At 45.4% G+C, this 19,234-nt stretch carries 16 protein-coding genes; 6 read left to right on the top strand and 10 right to left on the bottom strand.

The window, feature by feature from the left end:
- Positions 1-15: 15 nt before the first annotated feature.
- From lolE to lolC, 3 genes are read right to left on the bottom strand one after another with little or no spacing between them, the layout of a single operon-like run.
- Positions 16-1,260, bottom strand: a complete 1,245-nt coding sequence (lolE, locus tag AB4323_RS06035) for a lipoprotein-releasing ABC transporter permease subunit LolE (RefSeq protein ID WP_017072111.1) — start codon at positions 1,258-1,260, stop codon at positions 16-18.
- Positions 1,261-1,953, bottom strand: coding sequence for a lipoprotein-releasing ABC transporter ATP-binding protein LolD (lolD, locus tag AB4323_RS06030; protein WP_017060230.1), 693 nt, complete (start codon positions 1,951-1,953; stop codon positions 1,261-1,263).
- Positions 1,946-3,154 carry a lipoprotein-releasing ABC transporter permease subunit LolC gene (lolC, locus tag AB4323_RS06025; protein WP_372151917.1) on the bottom strand — a complete coding sequence of 403 codons (1,209 nt, stop codon included), beginning with the start codon at positions 3,152-3,154 and terminating at the stop codon, positions 1,946-1,948. Before lolC ends, lolD begins: the two co-directional genes overlap by 8 nt.
- 227 nt (positions 3,155-3,381) lie before the next feature.
- On the opposite strand from lolC, the gene AB4323_RS06020 reads away from it, so the two are divergent.
- The 4 genes from AB4323_RS06020 to AB4323_RS06005 all read left to right on the top strand — a co-directional run bounded on the left by AB4323_RS06020 (position 3,382) and on the right by AB4323_RS06005 (position 8,933).
- Positions 3,382-3,951 (top strand): hypothetical protein, encoded by a 570-nt coding sequence (locus AB4323_RS06020; RefSeq protein ID WP_017065300.1) that lies wholly within the window; start codon positions 3,382-3,384, stop codon positions 3,949-3,951.
- Between the two features lie 6 nt (positions 3,952-3,957).
- A complete protein-coding gene (gene mfd, locus AB4323_RS06015; RefSeq protein WP_229647169.1) occupies positions 3,958-7,419 on the top strand; it encodes a transcription-repair coupling factor in 3,462 nt (1,153 codons plus the stop codon).
- A 63-nt stretch (positions 7,420-7,482) separates the two neighbouring features.
- Complete coding sequence (locus AB4323_RS06010) at positions 7,483-8,250, top strand: peptidoglycan binding protein CsiV (RefSeq protein ID WP_017065298.1); 768 nt, start codon at positions 7,483-7,485, stop codon at positions 8,248-8,250.
- Positions 8,251-8,387: 137 nt separating this feature from the next.
- Positions 8,388-8,933, top strand: coding sequence for a GNAT family N-acetyltransferase (locus AB4323_RS06005; protein WP_017060225.1), 546 nt, complete (start codon positions 8,388-8,390; stop codon positions 8,931-8,933).
- Positions 8,934-9,044: 111 nt separating this feature from the next.
- Here the strand turns inward: AB4323_RS06005 and AB4323_RS06000 are convergent, their stop codons facing one another.
- The 7 genes from AB4323_RS06000 to hinT all read right to left on the bottom strand — a co-directional run bounded on the left by AB4323_RS06000 (position 9,045) and on the right by hinT (position 15,598).
- Positions 9,045-10,334 (bottom strand): NAD(P)/FAD-dependent oxidoreductase, encoded by a 1,290-nt coding sequence (locus AB4323_RS06000; protein WP_009847154.1) that lies wholly within the window; start codon positions 10,332-10,334, stop codon positions 9,045-9,047.
- A gap of 512 nt (positions 10,335-10,846) precedes the next feature.
- Positions 10,847-11,386, bottom strand: a complete 540-nt coding sequence (gene ycfP, locus AB4323_RS05995; protein ID WP_009847155.1) for an alpha/beta hydrolase YcfP — start codon at positions 11,384-11,386, stop codon at positions 10,847-10,849.
- A 108-nt stretch (positions 11,387-11,494) separates the two neighbouring features.
- Entirely contained in the window at positions 11,495-12,349 is an 855-nt protein-coding gene (locus tag AB4323_RS05990) for a phosphotransferase (protein WP_102429150.1), read from the bottom strand.
- Positions 12,350-12,518: 169 nt separating this feature from the next.
- A complete protein-coding gene (gene lpoB, locus AB4323_RS05985) occupies positions 12,519-13,109 on the bottom strand; it encodes a penicillin-binding protein activator LpoB (protein ID WP_004736264.1) in 591 nt (196 codons plus the stop codon).
- Between the two features lie 86 nt (positions 13,110-13,195).
- Positions 13,196-13,579 carry a YcfL family protein gene (locus tag AB4323_RS05980; RefSeq protein ID WP_017060222.1) on the bottom strand — a complete coding sequence of 128 codons (384 nt, stop codon included), beginning with the start codon at positions 13,577-13,579 and terminating at the stop codon, positions 13,196-13,198.
- On the bottom strand, positions 13,579-14,970 hold the full coding sequence (locus AB4323_RS05975; RefSeq protein WP_280532479.1) for a hypothetical protein: 1,392 nt from the start codon (positions 14,968-14,970) through the stop codon (positions 13,579-13,581). Before AB4323_RS05975 ends, AB4323_RS05980 begins: the two co-directional genes overlap by 1 nt.
- A 277-nt stretch (positions 14,971-15,247) precedes the next feature.
- A complete protein-coding gene (gene hinT / locus AB4323_RS05970) occupies positions 15,248-15,598 on the bottom strand; it encodes a purine nucleoside phosphoramidase (RefSeq protein ID WP_017065295.1) in 351 nt (116 codons plus the stop codon).
- 277 nt (positions 15,599-15,875) lie between these two features.
- On the opposite strand from hinT, the gene AB4323_RS05965 reads away from it, so the two are divergent.
- Together AB4323_RS05965 and AB4323_RS05960 are read left to right on the top strand one after the other, a co-directional pair.
- Positions 15,876-17,867, top strand: a complete 1,992-nt coding sequence (locus AB4323_RS05965; protein WP_372109965.1) for a methyl-accepting chemotaxis protein — start codon at positions 15,876-15,878, stop codon at positions 17,865-17,867.
- Positions 17,868-18,064: 197 nt separating this feature from the next.
- Positions 18,065-19,231: a DUF1887 family protein gene (locus AB4323_RS05960; protein WP_017065293.1), complete on the top strand. Its 1,167-nt coding sequence runs from the start codon at positions 18,065-18,067 to the stop codon at positions 19,229-19,231.
- Positions 19,232-19,234: the final 3 nt, after the last annotated feature.

Here is a 19,234-nt window from a genome sequence, read left to right as displayed (position 1 = left end):
TTATTTAGGCGAATGCTATTTAGAACTCAGCACTGAGGCTGGATTCAACTTCGCCGCGCGTGATGCTGGGTACCATGTCGCCAGTAAACTCAGCACAATCGCAGTGCCGGAAACCACAACAACATCCGTCATATCAAGTTGTGATGGCAAGAAGTCGACAAAATAGATATCACCGGACAAGAACTGGTGATCGACCAACTTTTCAAGTCCTTTGATTAGTGTCGTGAGATTAAGAGCGACTAGCACACCTATTGCACTGCCCACTAAACTGCCTAACACGCCTGAGAATACGCCCTGCCAAACAAAGATGCGCTTCACAAGGCCGTCTGATGCACCCATGGTTCTTAAAATCGCGATCTCTGATGCTCTGTCTTTTACTGCCATCATTAGCGTCGAGACAATATTGAAACAAGCCACACCAATAACCAGTACCATCACCAGATACATGATGGTACGAACGAGTTGGATATCTCGATACAAGAAACCAAACTTCTGCTGCCAGCTTCGTAGATACACATACACATCAAGCTGATTGCCCACTTCACGCACAATAGAGTTCGCGTTCAGCACATCGGTCACTTTTAAAGAGACTCCAGTTACCGCCTCACCTAAGTTGGCGTAGACCTGAGCATCACCAATCGGAATCAGAGCCAAGCTGTGGTCAATCTGGCCATTAAGCGTCAGCAAGCCAACCACTTTCACTCGAACACGCTTTGGCGCCTGAACCTTCACAGAACCGTTTACTGTTGGAATCATCAAAGTCAGGTAATCACCCACTTTCGCACCCAACACATTCGCTACACCAGAGCCCAGAATGATCTGTTGTTGTCCTGCCTTAAACTCGCTCCAAGCTTGTTTATCGATAAAACTCGATAGACTTGATACCTGTTGTTCAAGTTGTGGATCAACACCGCGAACTTCAATTGCTTTGAGCTCTTTGCCCTTTTCAGCAAGCGCTGTAATTTTTACATAAGGCGCAGCAGCAACGACTTTATCGTGCTTAACCGACTCCTCAATCACGTGCTCCCAACGAGTCACAGGCTCATTCACGCCTTCAAATTCACCATGAGGAATGACAGAAAGTACTCGTGATTGAAGCTCTCGCTCAAAGCCATTCATCGCAGATAAGCCGATAATGATCACCGCGACACCAACCGCAATACCAATGGTCGAAGACAATGAGATGAACGACACCATCTTGTCTCGTTGTTTCGCACGGCTAAATCGGCCGCCTATCAATAGAGATAAAGAGGAAAACACTTAGCTCTCCTCTTTTTCTACGTTGACCAGTAAACCATCTTGCATGTGAAGTTGGCGATCCATCTTACCGGCAAGTTCACCATCGTGAGTCACGACCAAAAAGGCAGTATCGTATTCACGGTTCAGTTCACGCATTAAGTCGTAAATAGACAGTGCGGTGTTATGGTCAAGGTTACCGGTTGGTTCATCCGCCAACACTAGCGCAGGCTTATTCACCAATGCACGAGCAATCGCCACACGTTGCCTCTCGCCACCAGAAAGCTCTGAAGGTCGGTGGTCCACGCGGTGACTCAATCCAACTTTGTCCAACAAACGTTGTGCTTCTTGCTTTGCTTTAGCGGGCTTTTCGCCGCCAATCAATAACGGCATCGCCACGTTTTCTAAAGCTGAAAAGTCAGATAGAAGATGATGGAACTGATACACAAAGCCAAGATGCTGGTTGCGAAGCTTCGCCTGCTTATTCGAACTCAAAGATGCTAAATCTTGACCAAGAAAACTCACACTGCCCGCAGAAGCATCGTCTAATGCGCCTAAGATATGCAGTAAGGTACTTTTGCCCGAGCCAGAGGTACCGATGATTGCTACTAGCTCACCCTTTTCGATGTCAAAGCTGACTCCCTTGAGCACCTCAGTATCTAACGAGCCTTCACGGTACGTTTTACGGATATCATTACATTGAAGAAAATTACTCATAACGAAGGGCCTCAGCAGGTTTCACAGACGATGCACGATAAGAAGGGAATACAGTGGCAATCAGGCCAAGTGCAATAGCCAGAACCACAACAACAGCGATTTGAATTGGGTTAATCAAAATTGGTAACTGACCACCAAACGAGAATAGAGCAACACCCATCGCTTCTAAAATCGGGTTAAGGTTCATTGCCAGAACAACACCTAGTGCGCCGCCGGATAGTGCGCCAATCACGCCACTACTCGCGCCCTGAACCATAAAGATGCCCATCACTTGGCCGTCAGTCATGCCCTGAGTTTTAAGTATCGCGACCTCAGATTGTTTCTCCATCACCACCATAATCAGCGCAGAGATAATATTAAATGCAGCAACCCCGATGATCAGACCAAGCATTAGGCCCATCATGTTTTTCTCCATACGAACCGCTTGGAACAGCTCGCCACGTTGGTCACGCCAATCGCTCCACAACCATCCATCAGGTAAGGGTTGGTTCGATAGTTCCGCGACTTCAAATGGGTCTTCAAAAAACAGTCGCCAACCTGAAATGGTGTCTGACTTATAACGCATCAAACGCCCAGCATCTTGGATATCCGTCACCATAAGTTGGGCATCAATATCCGAGCCCGTATTAAAGATACCAGCTACGGTGAAATTACGTTGGCTAGGAATACGCCCCAATGGTGTGTATTGACTCGCGCTGGTCACCATTAGACGAACTTTGTCGCCCATCGATACTTTTAGGTTTCTCGCCAGAGTATGACCAAGAAACAGCTGATATTGCCCAGCTTGAAGTGAAGACAAGCGACCCGCGATTAAGTGGTCTTGAAGTGGATCATCAGAATTGGGTTGGATGCCAATCAAAAGGCCAGCAGAAAGCTGAGCAGGGCTCTGAATCACTGCCTCACTGCGAACAATCGGTTCAACATGACCATTAAGCGAAATTTGTTCTGCGAAGCTTGGGGCTTTTTCAGAAAGTGAGGTCGTGCCTCCTTGTTCATAAACCACCGCTTGAGGAAGAACGCCGAGAATTCGGTCTTTTAATTGCGCTTCGAATCCATTCATTACCGATAAAACAGTAATCAAAGACAGCACACCAATGGTGATACCTGCCGTCGACATGTAAGAAACAAAACGGCTAAAGCGATCACCTGAACGGCCTTTCAAATAACGCAGGCCAACAAACATTGAAATAGGATGAAACATACTTTGAACCATCAAAAAGGGATGCGGGTTAATGTAACGGGTATTGCTGTTACTGTGTAGGGGGTAATTGAAAATATAGAGTGAATTAACTCAATTAGTTAGGCCTGAAAAACAGAACCCTGTCAAAACACCAAATTTCAAACAACTATTTGATAGTTTCAATTAACTGACCTTGATTACTGCGGCCACATAGCGATAATCAATAGATCACTTCAAGGAACTAACGCATGACAGAACAAGAGTTTTTCACCGTTCACCATAGCCTTACCGCTAATATTGAACCAATGGACAGCGGCTTCACTTTACCTTCTCAAATTCAATTCGAATCTGAGATCCCAGCACCATTTGTGGTGGCAAGTGAATTTAGCCAATTGGATCTGTTAGCTGACAGCGCTCGAGCGGAACTGAAAAACAGCGACTTGAAGAATGTCACCAGTTTATTGGATGCACAAAACTCAAAATTAAACCTCTTGTTGAGCTTTATGTTATCGCAGCAAGATGATGAGAAATTTCGCACTCACACCTATTCATTTGGTGCGAGTCAGTTTTCCTGCTTTTCAAAAGCAGACATCGAACCGGGTCGCTTAGTAAAAGCCAAACTTTTTCTAGAGCACCCAGCTGCAGCCATTTATTGCTACGCAGAAGTATTTGCTAGCGAGGCGAAAGACTCAGGTTTCGAAATCAAATTTAAATACGCTCATCTTCGCGATACCGACCAAGACCTGCTAATTAAAGCGGCACTTTATCAACAACAGAAACTCTTGCGTCAACGCTCTCTAGACCGAGATAACAAGTAAATTAACATGACCAAAAAATCCATATTTACACTACCTAAACTTAAAGGTGCCGGTGACAAAAAGCACATCGGTAACCTAGTCGGTTCTTCTCTCGCTCTTGCCATTGCCAAACTCGCAGAGCAACACAACAGCCATACCGTCTTGGCTGTACCCGACCCACAAGTGGCGCTTAAGCTTCAATCTGAAATTGAACAGTTTACGGCACATGAAGTCGCATTATTCCCTGACTGGGAAACGCTGCCATACGATAGCTTCTCGCCGCACCAAGAGATCATCTCAGATCGTATCGCACGCCTTTACGCACTGCCAACACTAAAAGATGGCATCACGATCGTTCCGATCAGCACGTTATTGCAACGCCAGTCACCGCGAGACTTTTTGCTACAACACACGTTAATGGTGAAAACGGGTGATCTGTACTCGTTAGAGAAGCTGCGTCTTCAACTTGAAAAGTCTGGCTATCGTTATGTAGACCAAGTGTTTGGCCCGGGTGAGTATGCGAGTCGAGGTTCAATTCTCGACTTGTTCCCAATGGGCAGTAAAGACCCGTATCGAATCGATTTTTTCGATGACGAAATCGACACTATTCGTACTTTCGATCCTGAAAACCAGCGTTCTATCGAAGACATCTCTGAGATCCGCCTGCTGCCTGCTCACGAATTCCCAACCTCGGAAACAGCGATTGAAGATTTCCGTATTCGTTGGCGCCAACAGTTTGATGCGCGCCGCGAACCAGAATCGGTTTATATGCAGGTATCTAAAGGCACATGGCCTGCTGGTATTGAGTATTGGCAACCACTGTTCTTCGATCACACAGAAACCTTGTTTGATTACGTTGCCGATGAAGCGCAACTGCTGATTCTAGGTGATGTCGAGACTGCAGTAGACTCATTCCTAACGGACGTTGCTCATCGATACGAACAGCGCGGTGTTGACCCATTACGGCCACTTCTCACGCCTGAACAACTGTGGCTGAAGAAAGACGAGCTGTTCGCACACTTCAAACAGAAGCCACAAGTCAATCTGAGCTTAGATTCAATTGAAGAGAAAGCTGGACGTACCAACCTTCCGGTTGTGTCTCTTCCTGATCTCAGTGTTCAGCATCAGAATAAAGAGCCACTCGCAAACCTAAGAAAGTTCACTGAAGCCTTCGAAGGAAAAGTGGTCTTTTCAGTTGAGTCTGAAGGTCGTCGTGAAGCTCTGAGTGAATTACTGCGAGGCATTAAAGTTCGTCCAAGCGAAGTTGAAAACCTCGATGCGGCGATTAAAGGTATAGATAAGTTCAGCCTGATCTTAGGGTCAGCGGAACATGGCTTTATCCACGAAGAGCAAAACATCGCCCTTATCTGTGAAAGCGACCTGTTGGGTGATCGCGTTGTTCAGCGCCGTAAGAAAGACAAAAAAAGTGTTAACAGCGACACTGTCATTCGTCACTTAGCCGAACTTAAACCAGGTCAGCCTGTTGTACACATTGACCATGGTATAGGTCGCTACATCGGCCTACAGACTCTCGAAGCCGGTGGTATGAAAACCGAATACGTAACCCTTGAGTATCAAAACGATGCCAAGCTCTACGTACCTGTTGCTTCTCTGAACTTAATCGGACGTTACTCGGGTGGCGCTGAAGATTCAGCACCACTACATAAACTCGGTGGCGAAGCGTGGCAAAAAGCTCGTAAACGCGCCGCGGAGAAAGTCCGTGACGTTGCAGCAGAGCTACTTGATGTTTACGCCAAGCGAGAGCTAAAACCTGGCTACAAATTTGTGCTCGACCGTGGCCAATACGCGACTTTCAAATCTGGCTTCCCGTTTGAAGAAACCGATGACCAAGCGATGGCCATCAATGCTGTTATGTCTGATATGTGCCAAGCCAAAGCCATGGACCGTTTGGTGTGTGGTGATGTTGGCTTTGGTAAAACCGAAGTCGCGATGCGTGCAGCATTCGTTTGTACCGACAACAGCAAACAAGTAGCGGTTTTAGTTCCTACTACTCTACTTGCTCAGCAACACTTCGAAAACTTCCGTGACCGTTTCGCCAACTTGCCGATTCGTGTTGAGGTTCTATCCCGATTCAAATCAGCTAAAGAGCAAAAACTAATCATGCAAGATGTCGCCGACGGTAAAGTGGATATCCTAGTCGGGACTCACAAGCTGCTTTCGAGCGATATTAAGTTTAAAGACCTAGGCCTGCTGGTTGTCGATGAAGAACACAGATTTGGTGTACGTCAGAAAGAGAAAGTGAAAGCGATGCGTGCGGATGTCGATATTCTAACGCTTACTGCGACACCGATCCCGCGAACGCTGAACATGGCAATGAGTGGCATGCGTGACCTTTCGATCATCGCTACACCACCCGCACGACGCTTGGCAATTAAAACCTTCGTTCGCGAGAGTGATGATGCCATCGTCAGAGAAGCGGTGCTGCGTGAAATCATGCGTGGTGGCCAGGTTTACTTCCTACACAACCAAGTCGACACGATTGAGAAAACAGCAGAGTCATTGCAAAAGCTGATTCCAGAGGCGCGCGTGACTGTAGCTCATGGCCAGATGCGAGAGCGCGAACTGGAACGCATCATGAATGACTTCTACCACCAGCGCTTCAACTTACTGGTGTGTACAACCATCATTGAAACCGGTATCGACGTACCAACGGCAAATACCATCTTGATGGACAGAGCCGATAACCTTGGTTTAGCACAGCTGCACCAATTACGTGGTCGTGTAGGTCGTTCGCACCACCAAGCTTATGCTTACTTGTTAACGCCACACCCTAAAGCAATGACCAAAGATGCGATCAAGCGATTGGATGCGATTGCTTCGCTCGAAGACTTGGGCGCAGGCTTTACCTTAGCAACTCACGATTTAGAGATTCGTGGTGCGGGTGAGCTGTTAGGTGATGAACAGAGTGGTCAAATCCAGTCAGTTGGTTTCACCTTGTACATGGAGATGCTTGAACAAGCGGTTGAAGCATTGAAGGAAGGTCGAGAGCCATCGCTTGATGACCTACTGCGTGAACAAACTGAAATTGAGATGCGTTTGCCAGCACTATTACCAGATGACTACATCCCAGACATCAATACACGTTTGTCTACCTATAAGCGTATTGCGAGTGTGAGTGACTCCGACGAATTGGCAGAGTTGAAAGTCGAGCTGATTGATCGCTTCGGCCTTCTGCCTGATGCAACCAAGAACTTGTTATCAGTTTCTGAGCTAAAATTAGCCGCAGCGTCTATCAAAGCGAAGAAAATTGAAGCCCACGATAAGGGTGGATTCTTAGAATTCTACCCGGATGCTGACATAAACCCGACCTACCTTGTTAAACTGTTGCAATCTCAACCGCAAAAGTTTTCAATGGAAGGACCAACAAAGTTCAAGTTTACGATACCATTGGTCGACAGACGGAAACGAATTCAATTTGTTAGTGATTTATTGGGCGAATTCAGACAAAACTTGCTGCCTTCAGCATAAGACCCAATCCACTTGCACATATAAATTATCCAGCCGGTAGTTCGGCTGGAAGACGGAGTAAAAATGAAAAGACTGATCCCACTGCTACTATTGTTCGTCTCACTGCCAAGTTTGGCGCAGAGACAATTTGATATAGAAGTGATCATTTTTAAGCGCGCTGTTGATGCAGAGAAGGTGAACGAATCTTGGCCAAATACACAGCCTAAGATTTCACTTGAGCGTGTTGGTTCATTTCAAGATACCCAATACCGAGCAAAGAAAGGCGTTCAAATGCTTCCTTACTCGGAATATAAGTTAACGCCTCAAAAAGACAAGCTACGTAAACACGCTGGCTTTGAAGTTCTGATGCATACCGCTTGGCGTCAAGGCGACCAAGGTAAGAGCTCGGCACCTGTTTTCCACATTCAAGCAGGTAAAGATTTCTCTAAACAATTTAATGCTGATGGCTCTGAAAAAGGCGCAATCACTGCAGGCAGCGCTGATGGGTTCCAAGAAGAGACCATTGATAAGCCACTCTACGAATTAGACGGCAAGCTGCAAATCTACGTTCAGCACTACCTATACGCTGAAACGACATTAGATTTAAAAGCGCCAAGCGTTCGTGAAGTGACTCTACAAGAGCAACAAATCGAGCTAGATTCACCAGTAAGTGGCGCAGAAAGCAACGTCCAAGTGGGCAACCTAACTGAGATTTCTCCGACGGTTGAAGTCCAAGAGTTCCTTAAGAGCTACCGCATGGACCAAAAACGTCGTATGCGCAGTACAGAAACTCACTACCTTGACCACCCACTTCTTGGAATGGTGATTCAAGTTAGACGTGTAGCGCAGTAAATTACTTGCCGATTCGGCTATAATTATATAAATAATTCAATCCGCCCTCCTAGTGAGGGCGTTTTATTAAGTGCTATCTATCTTTATTCTGTACTGACTTTCTTTGCTCAGTACTTACACGTTACTTGGTACGCTCTATGAGCCCTGAATTTCAGATCAACACACAAAATCTTAGCCTTAAAATCATTGAGGCCTCAGATGCTCAAGAATTTTCTCAGCTGGTTAAGTCCTCCCCTAGCTTGCTGCCATGGGTCGACTGGTGTCATAAAGAGTTTTCTATCGTCGAGGCCGAGAAATTTATTCTGGCAACTCGCCTGAACTGGGTGAAAGCCGATGCGTTTGGTTTTGGCATCTTTGAACGAAAAAGCGATAAGTTAGTCGGTATGGTTGCCATTAATGAGCTTTACCACACCTTTAATATGGCGAGTTTAGGTTATTGGGTCGGTGATGACTTTCAAAGGAGAGGGATCGCCAAAGAAGCGATGTTCGCCCTATTTGAATTTTGTTTCGCGCAACTCAAGTTAACGCGTTTGGAGATTGTCTGCGATACCGAGAACCTACCCAGCCAAAAGTTGATCGAGAAGTGTGGCGCTGAGCGAGAAACCATTGCCCAGAATCGATTTCTGTTTAACGGTAAGCCGAAAGATGGCGTGGTTTATTCTGTGCTACCTCCAACGTCTTAACAGCAGAAATGAGTTCAACACCTGCGATAATCCATAATCGACACGATCAAAAAAGAGCTCCGAAGAGCTCTTTTTTATTATCAGCGTAATGCTCTGAGAAGGCTTACCTGATTAGTGAAGCTTTAGGTTTGGACGAAGTACACGGTTAATACGACCAACCAGCATCATCAGTGATGTTTTGATTAAGCCGTGAAGCGCCATCTGGTGCATGCGGTACAAAGAGATGTAAACCACACGAGCAATACGACCTTCGACCATCATCGAGCCTTTCGTCAGGTTACCCATCAAGCTACCTACCGTAGAGAAACGGCTGAGTGAAACTAGCGAGCCTTTGTCTTTGTAGATGTAGTCTTTCAGGTCACGACCGTTCAACTTAGCAATGATGTTGCTGAATGCACAGCTTGCCATTTGGTGAGCCGCTTGTGCACGTGGCGGAACGAATGAACCGTCTGCTTGTGTACATTGCGCCAAGTCACCGATTGCAAAGATGTTGTCATCCAGTGTTGTTTGCAGCGTGTTCTTCACAACCAACTGGTTGATACGGTTGGTTTCAAGACCACCGATATCTTTCATGAAATCTGGTGCTTTGATACCTGCTGCCCATACCATGATTTGAGCTGGGATCTTGTCACCATCTTTGGTTGTTAGGCCGTCAGAATCCGCCTGAGTCACCATCGTATTCGTACGAACGTTCACACCAAGCTTGGTTAGCTCAGAGTGTGCTGCACTTGAAATACGAGGAGGTAGAGCTGGAAGAATACGCTCACCCGCTTCAACTAGGTTTACGTTCAGCTTGCTTGAATCTAGGTCGCCGAAGCCGTAAGTACGAAGTTCTTTAACGGCGTTGTGTAGCTCTGCAGAAAGCTCTACACCAGTTGCACCAGCACCAACAATCGCGATGTCTACCGTGCCTTGACCGTTCTTAGCGTGAAGCTTTAAGAACTGATTGTTCATTTCTGTACGGAAACGGTGTGCTTGCTCTGGGCTATCAAGGAAAATACAGTTGTCACGAACGCCTGGAGTGTTGAAGTCGTTTGACGTTGAGCCTAGCGCCATCACTAGAATATCGTATTCAAGTTCACGGCTTGGCATCAGCAGTTCACCGTGCTCGTCTGTAAGCTCGCTTAGTGCAATCACTTTACGCTCACGATCGATGTCGTTCAGGCTGCCCATTTGGAAATCGAAGTAATGGTTTTTTGCGTGCGCACGGTAGCTTAATGCATCAACACCTTCATCCAGTGAGCCCGTTGCTACTTCATGAAGTAATGGTTTCCATAGGTGGCTTGCTTTACGGTCTACCAGAGTAATCTGGGCACGTTTCTTACGACCTAAAGTGCGGCCTAGCTTAGTTGCTAGTTCTAAACCACCAGCACCGCCGCCTACTACGATAATTTTTGTCACAATGACAATCCTCTACAAAATGAATAAATGGGGTTCGGCTCGATTACTCCAACCGATAAATTCTATGTATCTACTCGGCCTTGAATGCGAAGGCTGTTACAAATTGGGTTACCGCGAAAAAGAATAACGACAGCTCACCGAGTAGTTAGAGGGGTTACAAACAACAAATAATGGTTTGTTGCTTTGCTCACGTGGATAAAAAAGGTGACTACCTGAGAGGCAGAACACAAATTATGGGCAAGTTTTTTCACTCGCTCTCAATTTTTTTTGATATTTGTCAAAATATTTTGCTTGGGAACATTATATATAGCAAAAAGATGACCGCAACAAAAAAATCCTTACCCTCAATGAGGATTCGCGACTAATTAGTTAACGTTTGCGCAAACTGATCTATAAATGCACAAACCGACCGATAAAACATATACAACTACTTTATCAATACCAATCTCTAAGATTCAGATGTGAAAAAGCAGCACTCATTGAGCACTGCTTTTATAAAACATCTGGATTGATTAAGCGTTTTTGAACGCTTTCATTGCTTGAAGATGTTGAGAGATCTTTTTGAATTTATGACTCTCTTTCTCATCCCAGATTACATCGTAGTAATCTTCTAGCGCGGCAGCTGTTTTGGTATTGTCGTGAATTTCATCTTCACGAGAAAGCACCACTAAACAGCGTCCTTTGTTTTTCATACGGTACTGAGCAACACATTTAGTTGCGATGTCTTCGTACTCTTCTGGACGGTCAATTCGACCTACCATGTTGTTCTCAGGGTGCAGATTAGGGTTGAACACCACCTGCTTAATCCCACATAAGAAACCAATACGCTCAGACCAAAAACCACCTAAACCTACACCACAAATAATGGGATGCGGATCATCGGATTGCTCTATCACCTTATGCACTTCTTTTAGCAGATGCTGCATATCGTGTTTTGGATGCAAAGTACTGTAGTTGATGAAACGAACGTCATCATCAATGAATTGCAACTGCAGTATTTTTTCGTGATTGCCCGGGCTTGTTGAGTCGAAGCCATGTAGATAGATAATCATTGTACCTCCCCCGTTGAATATTGGTACGTTTTGATCAATCTAACACGAAAAACAAGGTTTTAAAGGTAACAGCTGAGAAATTATATTTTTCACTTCCTAAACGTGATCCTAGCTACATAAAGTGTGACTCAGAGCCTCCGCTTCACGCAGATAACTTTCATCGCCCCAAAGCTGATGAGCAAGTAAATACCATAGCATCGCCATCATCTGGCTTCTTGGTAACCATGCTTCTACACCATCAAGCCAAGGCTGAACATCATGGATTCCTCGCAGCTGACAGTACTTCTCAACCGCTTCTGTGACTTGCGCGCCAGCAACCGCAATGGTTAATGTCAAATCGAGCCTAGGGTCTGCGAGCGCAGCGTATTCCCAATCAATAATCTTAATGCAGTCACTGTTTCTCACTAGGTTATAACCACCTAAGTCAAAATGGCACAAAGACAGGTCAACATTGGTAATACTCGGAGCCACGCGCCACTCTTGATAAATCTTAGTGCAGGCTTCGGTCTTATGAATCGCATCAAGCTGCAGCCAGTAATGATCGACTCGCGCTGTGAAACTGAACGGTTGGAGTGGTAATCGCGCGGTATTCACCAGATGCACTGAGATCAGAGTCTTCAACAAATCATCAAGCTCTAAGCCTTCGTAAAGCGTCTCACCCGCAATCCATTCAACCAATAAGCCTTGCTCATTGACCACTATTGGACTTGGTCCAATACCTAGACGCTCAATTGCGGAAAGCACTTGATACTCTTCATGACGAGAGATAAAGAAAGCTTTGGTGATAGGAGTGGTGGGCCGCCAAACATACGCGGTGCCATCGGCTAACACCAACTTCCAACATCGATTGGTCAACCCGCCGGTCAGCGTTTGAGCTCTAACAGGTGGCTCAGAAAAGTAACCATCAAGCGAACTCAAACTGGTATCAAGAAGCTTAGCCTCAGACCAAGAAAAAATTGCCATATTTACTCCCTATAAACGTCTTCATTTCCCTACAAAAAAGACACTGACCAAAAGCCAGTGTCTCTTCATAAACAGCACATCATGCACTGCATTGGCGTGTGACCAAGCTATGTGTGGCCAAGCTAGACGCTGTCAAAACTGGCTGCGTTTAGTTGGCAAGTAAGCGAAATTAAAGGCCTAGTAGGCTCTTAGATTGTTGCTTACGGATTTCAGTCTCGTCAGCCCATTCAATCAAGCCAGACTCAAGATCCATTAGACGCATCGTCATTTTGTAGTAAACGTCTTCGTCGCTACCGTCTTTCTTAACGATGCTTGATAGGTTGCCGTACAGCATGTATTGAGCACCGACCATTTTACCGAATTGAATTGCTGAGCTTTGATTTACAAGCTCATCATTGTTTTGGAAGTTCAATTGGTCACGAACAGACTCTACACGGTCCATATCAACGAAACGGAACTTACCAGAATTCAGCATTTTAGTACTGATAGTGTCAGTGATTGACTCAGTATCGATGTGCTCACTTGTCTTGTTCTTGATTCGCTCTACGAACACGATTGGACGTTGCTCTCGAGTAATGTAAGACACTGAACCAGACGCCATCATGCTATCGACCATTTCACCCGCAATCGTTTGAAGGTCAGTTGAACCGAAATCGATTGTCGTGGTTTCTACTGCTTGTGCATCACCGTAGCTTACCTTGTTTGAACAACCGCCTAAAATAACCGCTAAACCTAGTAGCGCAACGACACTCTTTTTCATTTTGTTTCCTCAACTTATCACTGAGCGGGGTTACCCACACTCTTAAATTCTTGTATTTACGAATCATTAGACCCGTTTTATCAGACTTACTGCTCTCGGAACTGGACTCTGAACTGAGTTGCTTTCGGGTTTACCGACACTTCCGACAACGAAATGCTTTCAAAACCACGAACAATGGCTTGCTTCCAAGGGCCTTGTTTTAGATTGACCTCAAGCCCGGCATCGTCGTACCAGTAAAAACGATAAAGGATATGTTGATCGCCTTTATAGTTACTGTTTAAACGAACGATTCCGCGCGTATGACCGTCGACCAGATCGGTACGGATATCTTCAACCTGTAAACGGCTGCCCAATACCTTGTCACCAAAGAAAACGTTCTGAGTCAGACTATCAACCCTTACGCCAGCTGTATTATCAGCACAACCAGCCAGAGCCATAACCGCTGCTAAACTCACTAACCACTTTTTCATTACAGCCTCCCTAGCTGTTTATGCCACATTGTTGCGTTGTTACCTTGTCGAGAAATCCACACCAAAGTGGTCTGCCCTTCTCGGATATCAAAGTCATACGTTTTAGCGCCCGCTTCTAGCGTATATTGACCGCTGTTTGCTACGAACGTGCTGCTCTTAATCTCAGCCGGTAGAGATTGCCAACTGCGAGTATCTGGTTGTTCGGTGAATGTATTCCACACATTGAACAAGATATTGCCGACATCGTTGCCTTTGGTTGCTTCTTTACGAATGCGATCTTTCGCGACTACACGTAGCGCTTGGCGAATAACAATGCTCGTCATACGTTCAGATAAATCATTCTGAGCCATCGCGTTTACATCCGTGATCAGGTGTTCTTGTAAAGGTTGTCCGCTGATTCGCAAGGCAGAAAAACGCTCTACGTTTTGACTCGGGTAATAGGGCAGCGCAAGAGAGTATATTGCCCCCTGATCGCGACTGTCATAAACAGGTAAATCTAGTCGCCAACTGTCCATAGCTTGTACAGCGCTCTGCTCTTGAAGAACAATCACTCGCCCTTCACCTGTACTAAGTTTAGAAGACTGCTTATAGCGTTTTTCTAATGTCGCTAAATCTTGTCGCATCCCTAAACGTGCGGCAGTTGCCATCGTTCTGTCGATGATTTCTTGGTTATCTGGCATCACAGCCAAAGCACGACGATAGTCAACATAGGCACTGTTTAAATCATTTGAAGCTTCATAAAGCAGACCAGACAAGAACATCAGATACGCATTCTGTACTGACTGCAGCTTTTTACCCGCATCAGGGTAATTAGCAAGGATGCTACCCACATTGGCAGACAACCCCTGCTTCTTCGCATCGCTGGCTGCACGGTCTAACTCAGCTTCACGTTGCTTCTTTGCTTGTTCTTGAACTTGGTTGGCGCGACGCATTTCAATCACCGCACCTTCTAAATCGTTTTTCTTGAGATAATTTAAACCGAGATACAGATGAAGAAACCCCAGTTCATAATCGGCTGGCACATACTCGGTAATATTATCATTCACCGCCAACGCACCCACGCTGGTCGCACTGTCTGAAATCGAGATAACGGCTTTTCTTTGCTGCTCAGTTACCGCCTGATCCGCCACTTCAAACGAAGACTTACTCTCTGGGTATTGCTGATCCAGAAGGTTAATTCTACCTCTTTCAAAGTTATCAAGGATGTCACCCGCAGCGTAATCTGGTAGCTCTTGTTGAGCCTCTGAATAATCTCCAGATTTAACGGCTTGGTAGATCTCTTTGTTTTGCGCGCTGTAATGACTGAACAGGCTTCCTGCAGACATACTCGCACAACCTACGGTCAACGCCGATAACAGGGCAATGGAAGCGAATCTAAACTGTTGCTTCACTTATCGTCTCCGTGCATGTTTAAAATGCCTACTTTATTAGGGTCTGCTGACCTTTAATGGTCTCATTATCAAAACGAAACGTGTTGTAAAAAGGATCTCAAGCCAGTTGAAATCCTACTGATATAGCCTCTGCCTAAGCGATGCCGACATTCAGACAACAGATAGAACTTAAAGTTGGCATACAAACTACAAATTTTCCAACTAACTACTTGTGTTAACCCACTAATGAGCGCGTTTAAACTAGCTCATTAGCTTTCATTAACTCGTTAGCTTTTCATTAGCTCATTAATAGGGGGCCAAGTGGACGACCACCAACCAAGTGCATGTGAATATGATAAACCTCTTGGCCACCGTGAGAGTTACAGTTCACGATAAGACGATAGCCATCTTCTGCGATGCCTTCTTCTTTTGCTAACTTACGAGCAACAGTAAACATGCGCCCCATCATCGCTTCATCTTCGACTTCAACATCGTTGGTTGTCGGAATCAGCTTGTTTGGGATGATTAGGATATGGCTTGGCGCACGAGGGTTAATATCGCGGAATGCGGTTACTAAATCGTCTTGGTATAGTAGATCTGCTGGGATTTCTTTGTTGATGATCTTAGTAAAAATGGTTTCTTCAGCCATGTTTCTCTCCGATAAAACATTTATTTTTTAATGCTTTGAGTATGCGCTATGCCGCATCAAACCACAATAAATCTGCTTTAAAGCATAATAAAAAACACCGTTCAAATCAAAGAAAACGAGCCTTAGCTCTCAAGAATGGCATGTTGGTTATAACTGAGCGTTATTTTTGACGTATGCGTCATAAAACGCGTAAGCCGAGCTCAATAGAATGCTGACAATTTTGTTAGTTTTACTTTGACCTGACATTAGGTCTGCATTTTTATTTAGGGAGAAAGCCATGAAGGGATCTGTGATCAAGCGTATGTACGCTGGTTTCGCACTGATCATCATCATGTTCGCAGTCACGATAACCATCATGATGAACAGCATGAATCAGATACACAGCAATTTTGAGAGTGTCTCAGAAACCTCATTGCCACTTGTTGCGCTTTCAAATCAAACAAGTGTTCAATTGCTTTCTGCTGATAAGTCATTCAAAGATTTCTTAACCACACAAAACGCTGAACGCATGTCTGCAATGCGTACAGAATTTGCTGCATCACAAAACTCGTTTTCAGAAGTTCTCGGTAGTTTAGAAGCGGCAAGCCAAAACAATGCTTCACTTATTGAACGTATCGCGCAATTAAGAGCAATGGAAGAACGCTACTTCGCCGAAGCTGACGAAGCGATGAACAACTACGTTGCGATGTTCGAAGCGCAAGAACAAGTGCAAAAAGCCTCTCGTGACTTCCAACGTTTACATTCAGAATTAACCGTTGGCATGAAAGAGTACGTCGCCGACCAAAAAAGCATCTCTGTAAAAGTGATGGCAAAGAGCTACTTCATTAAACTGCAAGATGCAGAAGTCATCACCTCTGATGCACTTGCGAGCTCTGATGTTGCCTTCGTTCAGAAAGCCGTTAACCAAAACAAAAAGGCCGTTACTCATCTTAACTACGCTTATCGCGGCCTATCAACACAACTACCAGCACTTAAGAATGTCTTCGATGAGTCGGTTCAGAAGTTCACCAAAGACGTTGGTCAGAAAGGTGGCGTACTAGACAAACACAACAACTACCTACAAGCCAAGCAAGCGCTGTACGTGAACATCGCCAACCTAGCTGTAGAAGTTGACCAAGCAATGGCTGTTTTGGACTCGTTCAACGTAACTGCTGAAGAGCAACTCAACTCATCACTAGCAGACGCAAGCAGCATCTACGACAAAGGCCTATTCAACGCGATTGCAATTGGCATTGTTGTAACCGTGTTCGCAGCTGCAATTGGTTACCACATTGCACATAGCGTACGAGAGCCATTAACTCGCATCCTCGGTACGTTAGAAGGTCTAACCGAAGGCGATATGACTCAGCGTATCGATATTCGCTACGACAACGAATTCAGCCGCGTGAGCCGTCACATCAACACCTTGGCTGACAACCTACACAACATCCTTGTGAAGCTGAATGACGCTTCAGATGACTTAACTAAGACTGCAAGCGTCAACCAGAAGACGTCATCTGAAACGCAGGCTCAATTGAACAGCCAACGTGAGCAAACCGCGACTGTTGCGACCGCAATGACAGAGATGTCTCATTCTGTACAAGAAGTGGCGAACAGCGCGCAAAGCTCACTCACCATGGTTCAACAAGTAGAATCGGCTTCTGAGTCTGGTCGTCAGATCATGAACACCAACATCAGCACCATTAATCAGCTTGAAGTTCGCCTTACTGAATCAGTGGGCGCTGTAGGCGAGCTACAACAGATGAGTAGCCAGATTGGTTCAATCCTTGACGTTATTCGTGGTATTGCTGAACAGACCAACCTACTTGCACTTAATGCGGCAATCGAAGCAGCGCGTGCAGGTGAACAAGGTCGTGGTTTTGCAGTCGTTGCCGATGAAGTACGAGTGCTAGCACAGAAGACCACTCAATCAACCTCTGAAATCGAGACTATGATCAGCAATCTGCAATCAAGCTCGAAAACGGCAAGCAACGTTATTGAAAGCTGTATGACCGATATGGACATGTCGGTTCAACAAGCTTCAAGTGCAAACAGTGCGATGGAAGAGATCCAAGCCTTGATTCTAGAGATCAGCCACATGAGTACACACATCTCTCAAGCAGCCGCTGAGCAGAGTGAAACGTCTGGTGATATTGCACGCAACATCGAAGACATCAACCATATCGCAGATAAGAGTTACCAAGCGATGTCTTCAATTGCAGAAGCCAGCCAAAACCTAACAATTTTGGCGAATCAGCAAGGTGATTTAGTACATCAATTCAAACTATAGATAAATGAAGAATCGATAGATATTTAGTGAGATTGTTGAGACTTCTTACCCAATAGTGGTAACTAATTGAGCTAGGGCAACTTTTATCAAGGGTTGCCCTTGTTTTTTATGAGCTTTGTCATTATATGATTATTAAGGCTTGCTGCTTCCCGTTTTTTCTTTCACCTTTATGAGCGAGCCGCTATTAAGGAATTTATATGGCTGTTCATGTTGGCATTATCGATCAAGACCCCATTCGCTTGCTCACCCCATTACTTGATAACCGAACGGTCAGCACCCACATCGTGTTTATCGGCGACAAGAATCAAGTCAGTATGTACAAACGTTTAGACAGCGTTTTGCATAAGCGCGACATTACGAGTGAGTTTTTCGAAATTCCGACCATCGTAAATACGTCCGTCATTAAAGAATCTATCCAAACCCTTGCCGAAGACCTCAAAGCACGCGGTCAAGAAGTGAAGCTCAACGCAAGTTGTGGCCTTCGTCACCGCCTACTTTCTGTGTACGAAGTATTCCGTACTTACCACTGGCCAATCTTCGTGGTTGAACCAAACAGTGACAAGCTGTGTTGGTTGTACCCAAATGGTAAAGAAGATGCACAAGTTCAAGACCGCATCACCATCGACGACTACCTGACTGTGTTCGGTGCTCGCGGTGAATTCAGCGATGTTCAGCTGTCTCCGCAACTGGATCAGAAACTTTATGAACTGGGTGAACGTTGGGCAAGTAACGCACTCGAACTAGGCCCTGGCCTTGCGACATTGAACTACCTAGCAACGACCTGCCGTAAAGAACAAAAACTTGATGTAGGCCTATCTGAGAAGCAACAAGGCTATCGCGAGCTCAACATGCTGCTGAGCGATTTGGTTGAAGCTAAAATTGCGACTTACGACAATGGTATTTTGACCTTTGCCAACGAAGACGCGCGCCGCTTCTCAAACGGTGAATGGCTTGAAACATTGGTTCACAGCACAGTTAAGCAGATCCAAGATGACATGCCGACCATTCAAGACCGTTCTTTGAATGTTCAGGTATACCGTCAACTGGGTGAACGTGAGGTTCGTAACGAGCTTGATGTTGCCTCTGTGGTGAACAATAAGCTGCACATCATCGAATGTAAGACCAAAGGCATGCGTGATGATGGTGATGACACCTTGTACAAACTGGAATCGCTTAGAGACCTGCTAGGTGGCCTACAAGCACGTGCAATGTTAGTGAGCTTCCGCCCTCTTCGCCATAACGACATCACACGAGCTGAAGATCTTGGCCTTGCATTGATTGGCCCTGACGAATTGAAAGATCTTAAAACACACCTAACGGCATGGTTTACAGCTGCGGGTGGCAGTGAAGATCTAGAGTACTAAAAA

It is taken from the genome of Vibrio sp. 10N.261.52.C11, assembly GCF_041471405.1.
GTDB lineage: Bacteria > Pseudomonadota > Gammaproteobacteria > Enterobacterales > Vibrionaceae > Vibrio > Vibrio crassostreae_C.
This window is presented reverse-complemented; position numbering and strand designations above follow the sequence as displayed.

What these genes read in the sequence shown, in the direction of transcription:
- lolD (WP_017060230.1), bottom strand. Translation starts at nt 1,953, where the DNA reads ATGAGTAATTTTCTTCAATGTAATGATATCCGTAAAACGTACCGTGAA.
- lolC (WP_372151917.1), bottom strand. Translation starts at nt 3,154, where the DNA reads ATGTTTCATCCTATTTCAATGTTTGTTGGCCTGCGTTATTTGAAAGGC.
- AB4323_RS06020 (WP_017065300.1), top strand. Translation starts at nt 3,382, where the DNA reads ATGACAGAACAAGAGTTTTTCACCGTTCACCATAGCCTTACCGCTAAT.
- mfd (WP_229647169.1), top strand. Translation starts at nt 3,958, where the DNA reads ATGACCAAAAAATCCATATTTACACTACCTAAACTTAAAGGTGCCGGT.
- AB4323_RS06010 (WP_017065298.1), top strand. Translation starts at nt 7,483, where the DNA reads ATGAAAAGACTGATCCCACTGCTACTATTGTTCGTCTCACTGCCAAGT.
- AB4323_RS06005 (WP_017060225.1), top strand. Translation starts at nt 8,388, where the DNA reads ATGAGCCCTGAATTTCAGATCAACACACAAAATCTTAGCCTTAAAATC.
- ycfP (WP_009847155.1), bottom strand. Translation starts at nt 11,386, where the DNA reads ATGATTATCTATCTACATGGCTTCGACTCAACAAGCCCGGGCAATCAC.
- AB4323_RS05990 (WP_102429150.1), bottom strand. Translation starts at nt 12,349, where the DNA reads ATGGCAATTTTTTCTTGGTCTGAGGCTAAGCTTCTTGATACCAGTTTG.
- lpoB (WP_004736264.1), bottom strand. Translation starts at nt 13,109, where the DNA reads ATGAAAAAGAGTGTCGTTGCGCTACTAGGTTTAGCGGTTATTTTAGGC.
- AB4323_RS05980 (WP_017060222.1), bottom strand. Translation starts at nt 13,579, where the DNA reads ATGAAAAAGTGGTTAGTGAGTTTAGCAGCGGTTATGGCTCTGGCTGGT.
- hinT (WP_017065295.1), bottom strand. Translation starts at nt 15,598, where the DNA reads ATGGCTGAAGAAACCATTTTTACTAAGATCATCAACAAAGAAATCCCA.
- AB4323_RS05965 (WP_372109965.1), top strand. Translation starts at nt 15,876, where the DNA reads ATGAAGGGATCTGTGATCAAGCGTATGTACGCTGGTTTCGCACTGATC.
- AB4323_RS05960 (WP_017065293.1), top strand. Translation starts at nt 18,065, where the DNA reads ATGGCTGTTCATGTTGGCATTATCGATCAAGACCCCATTCGCTTGCTC.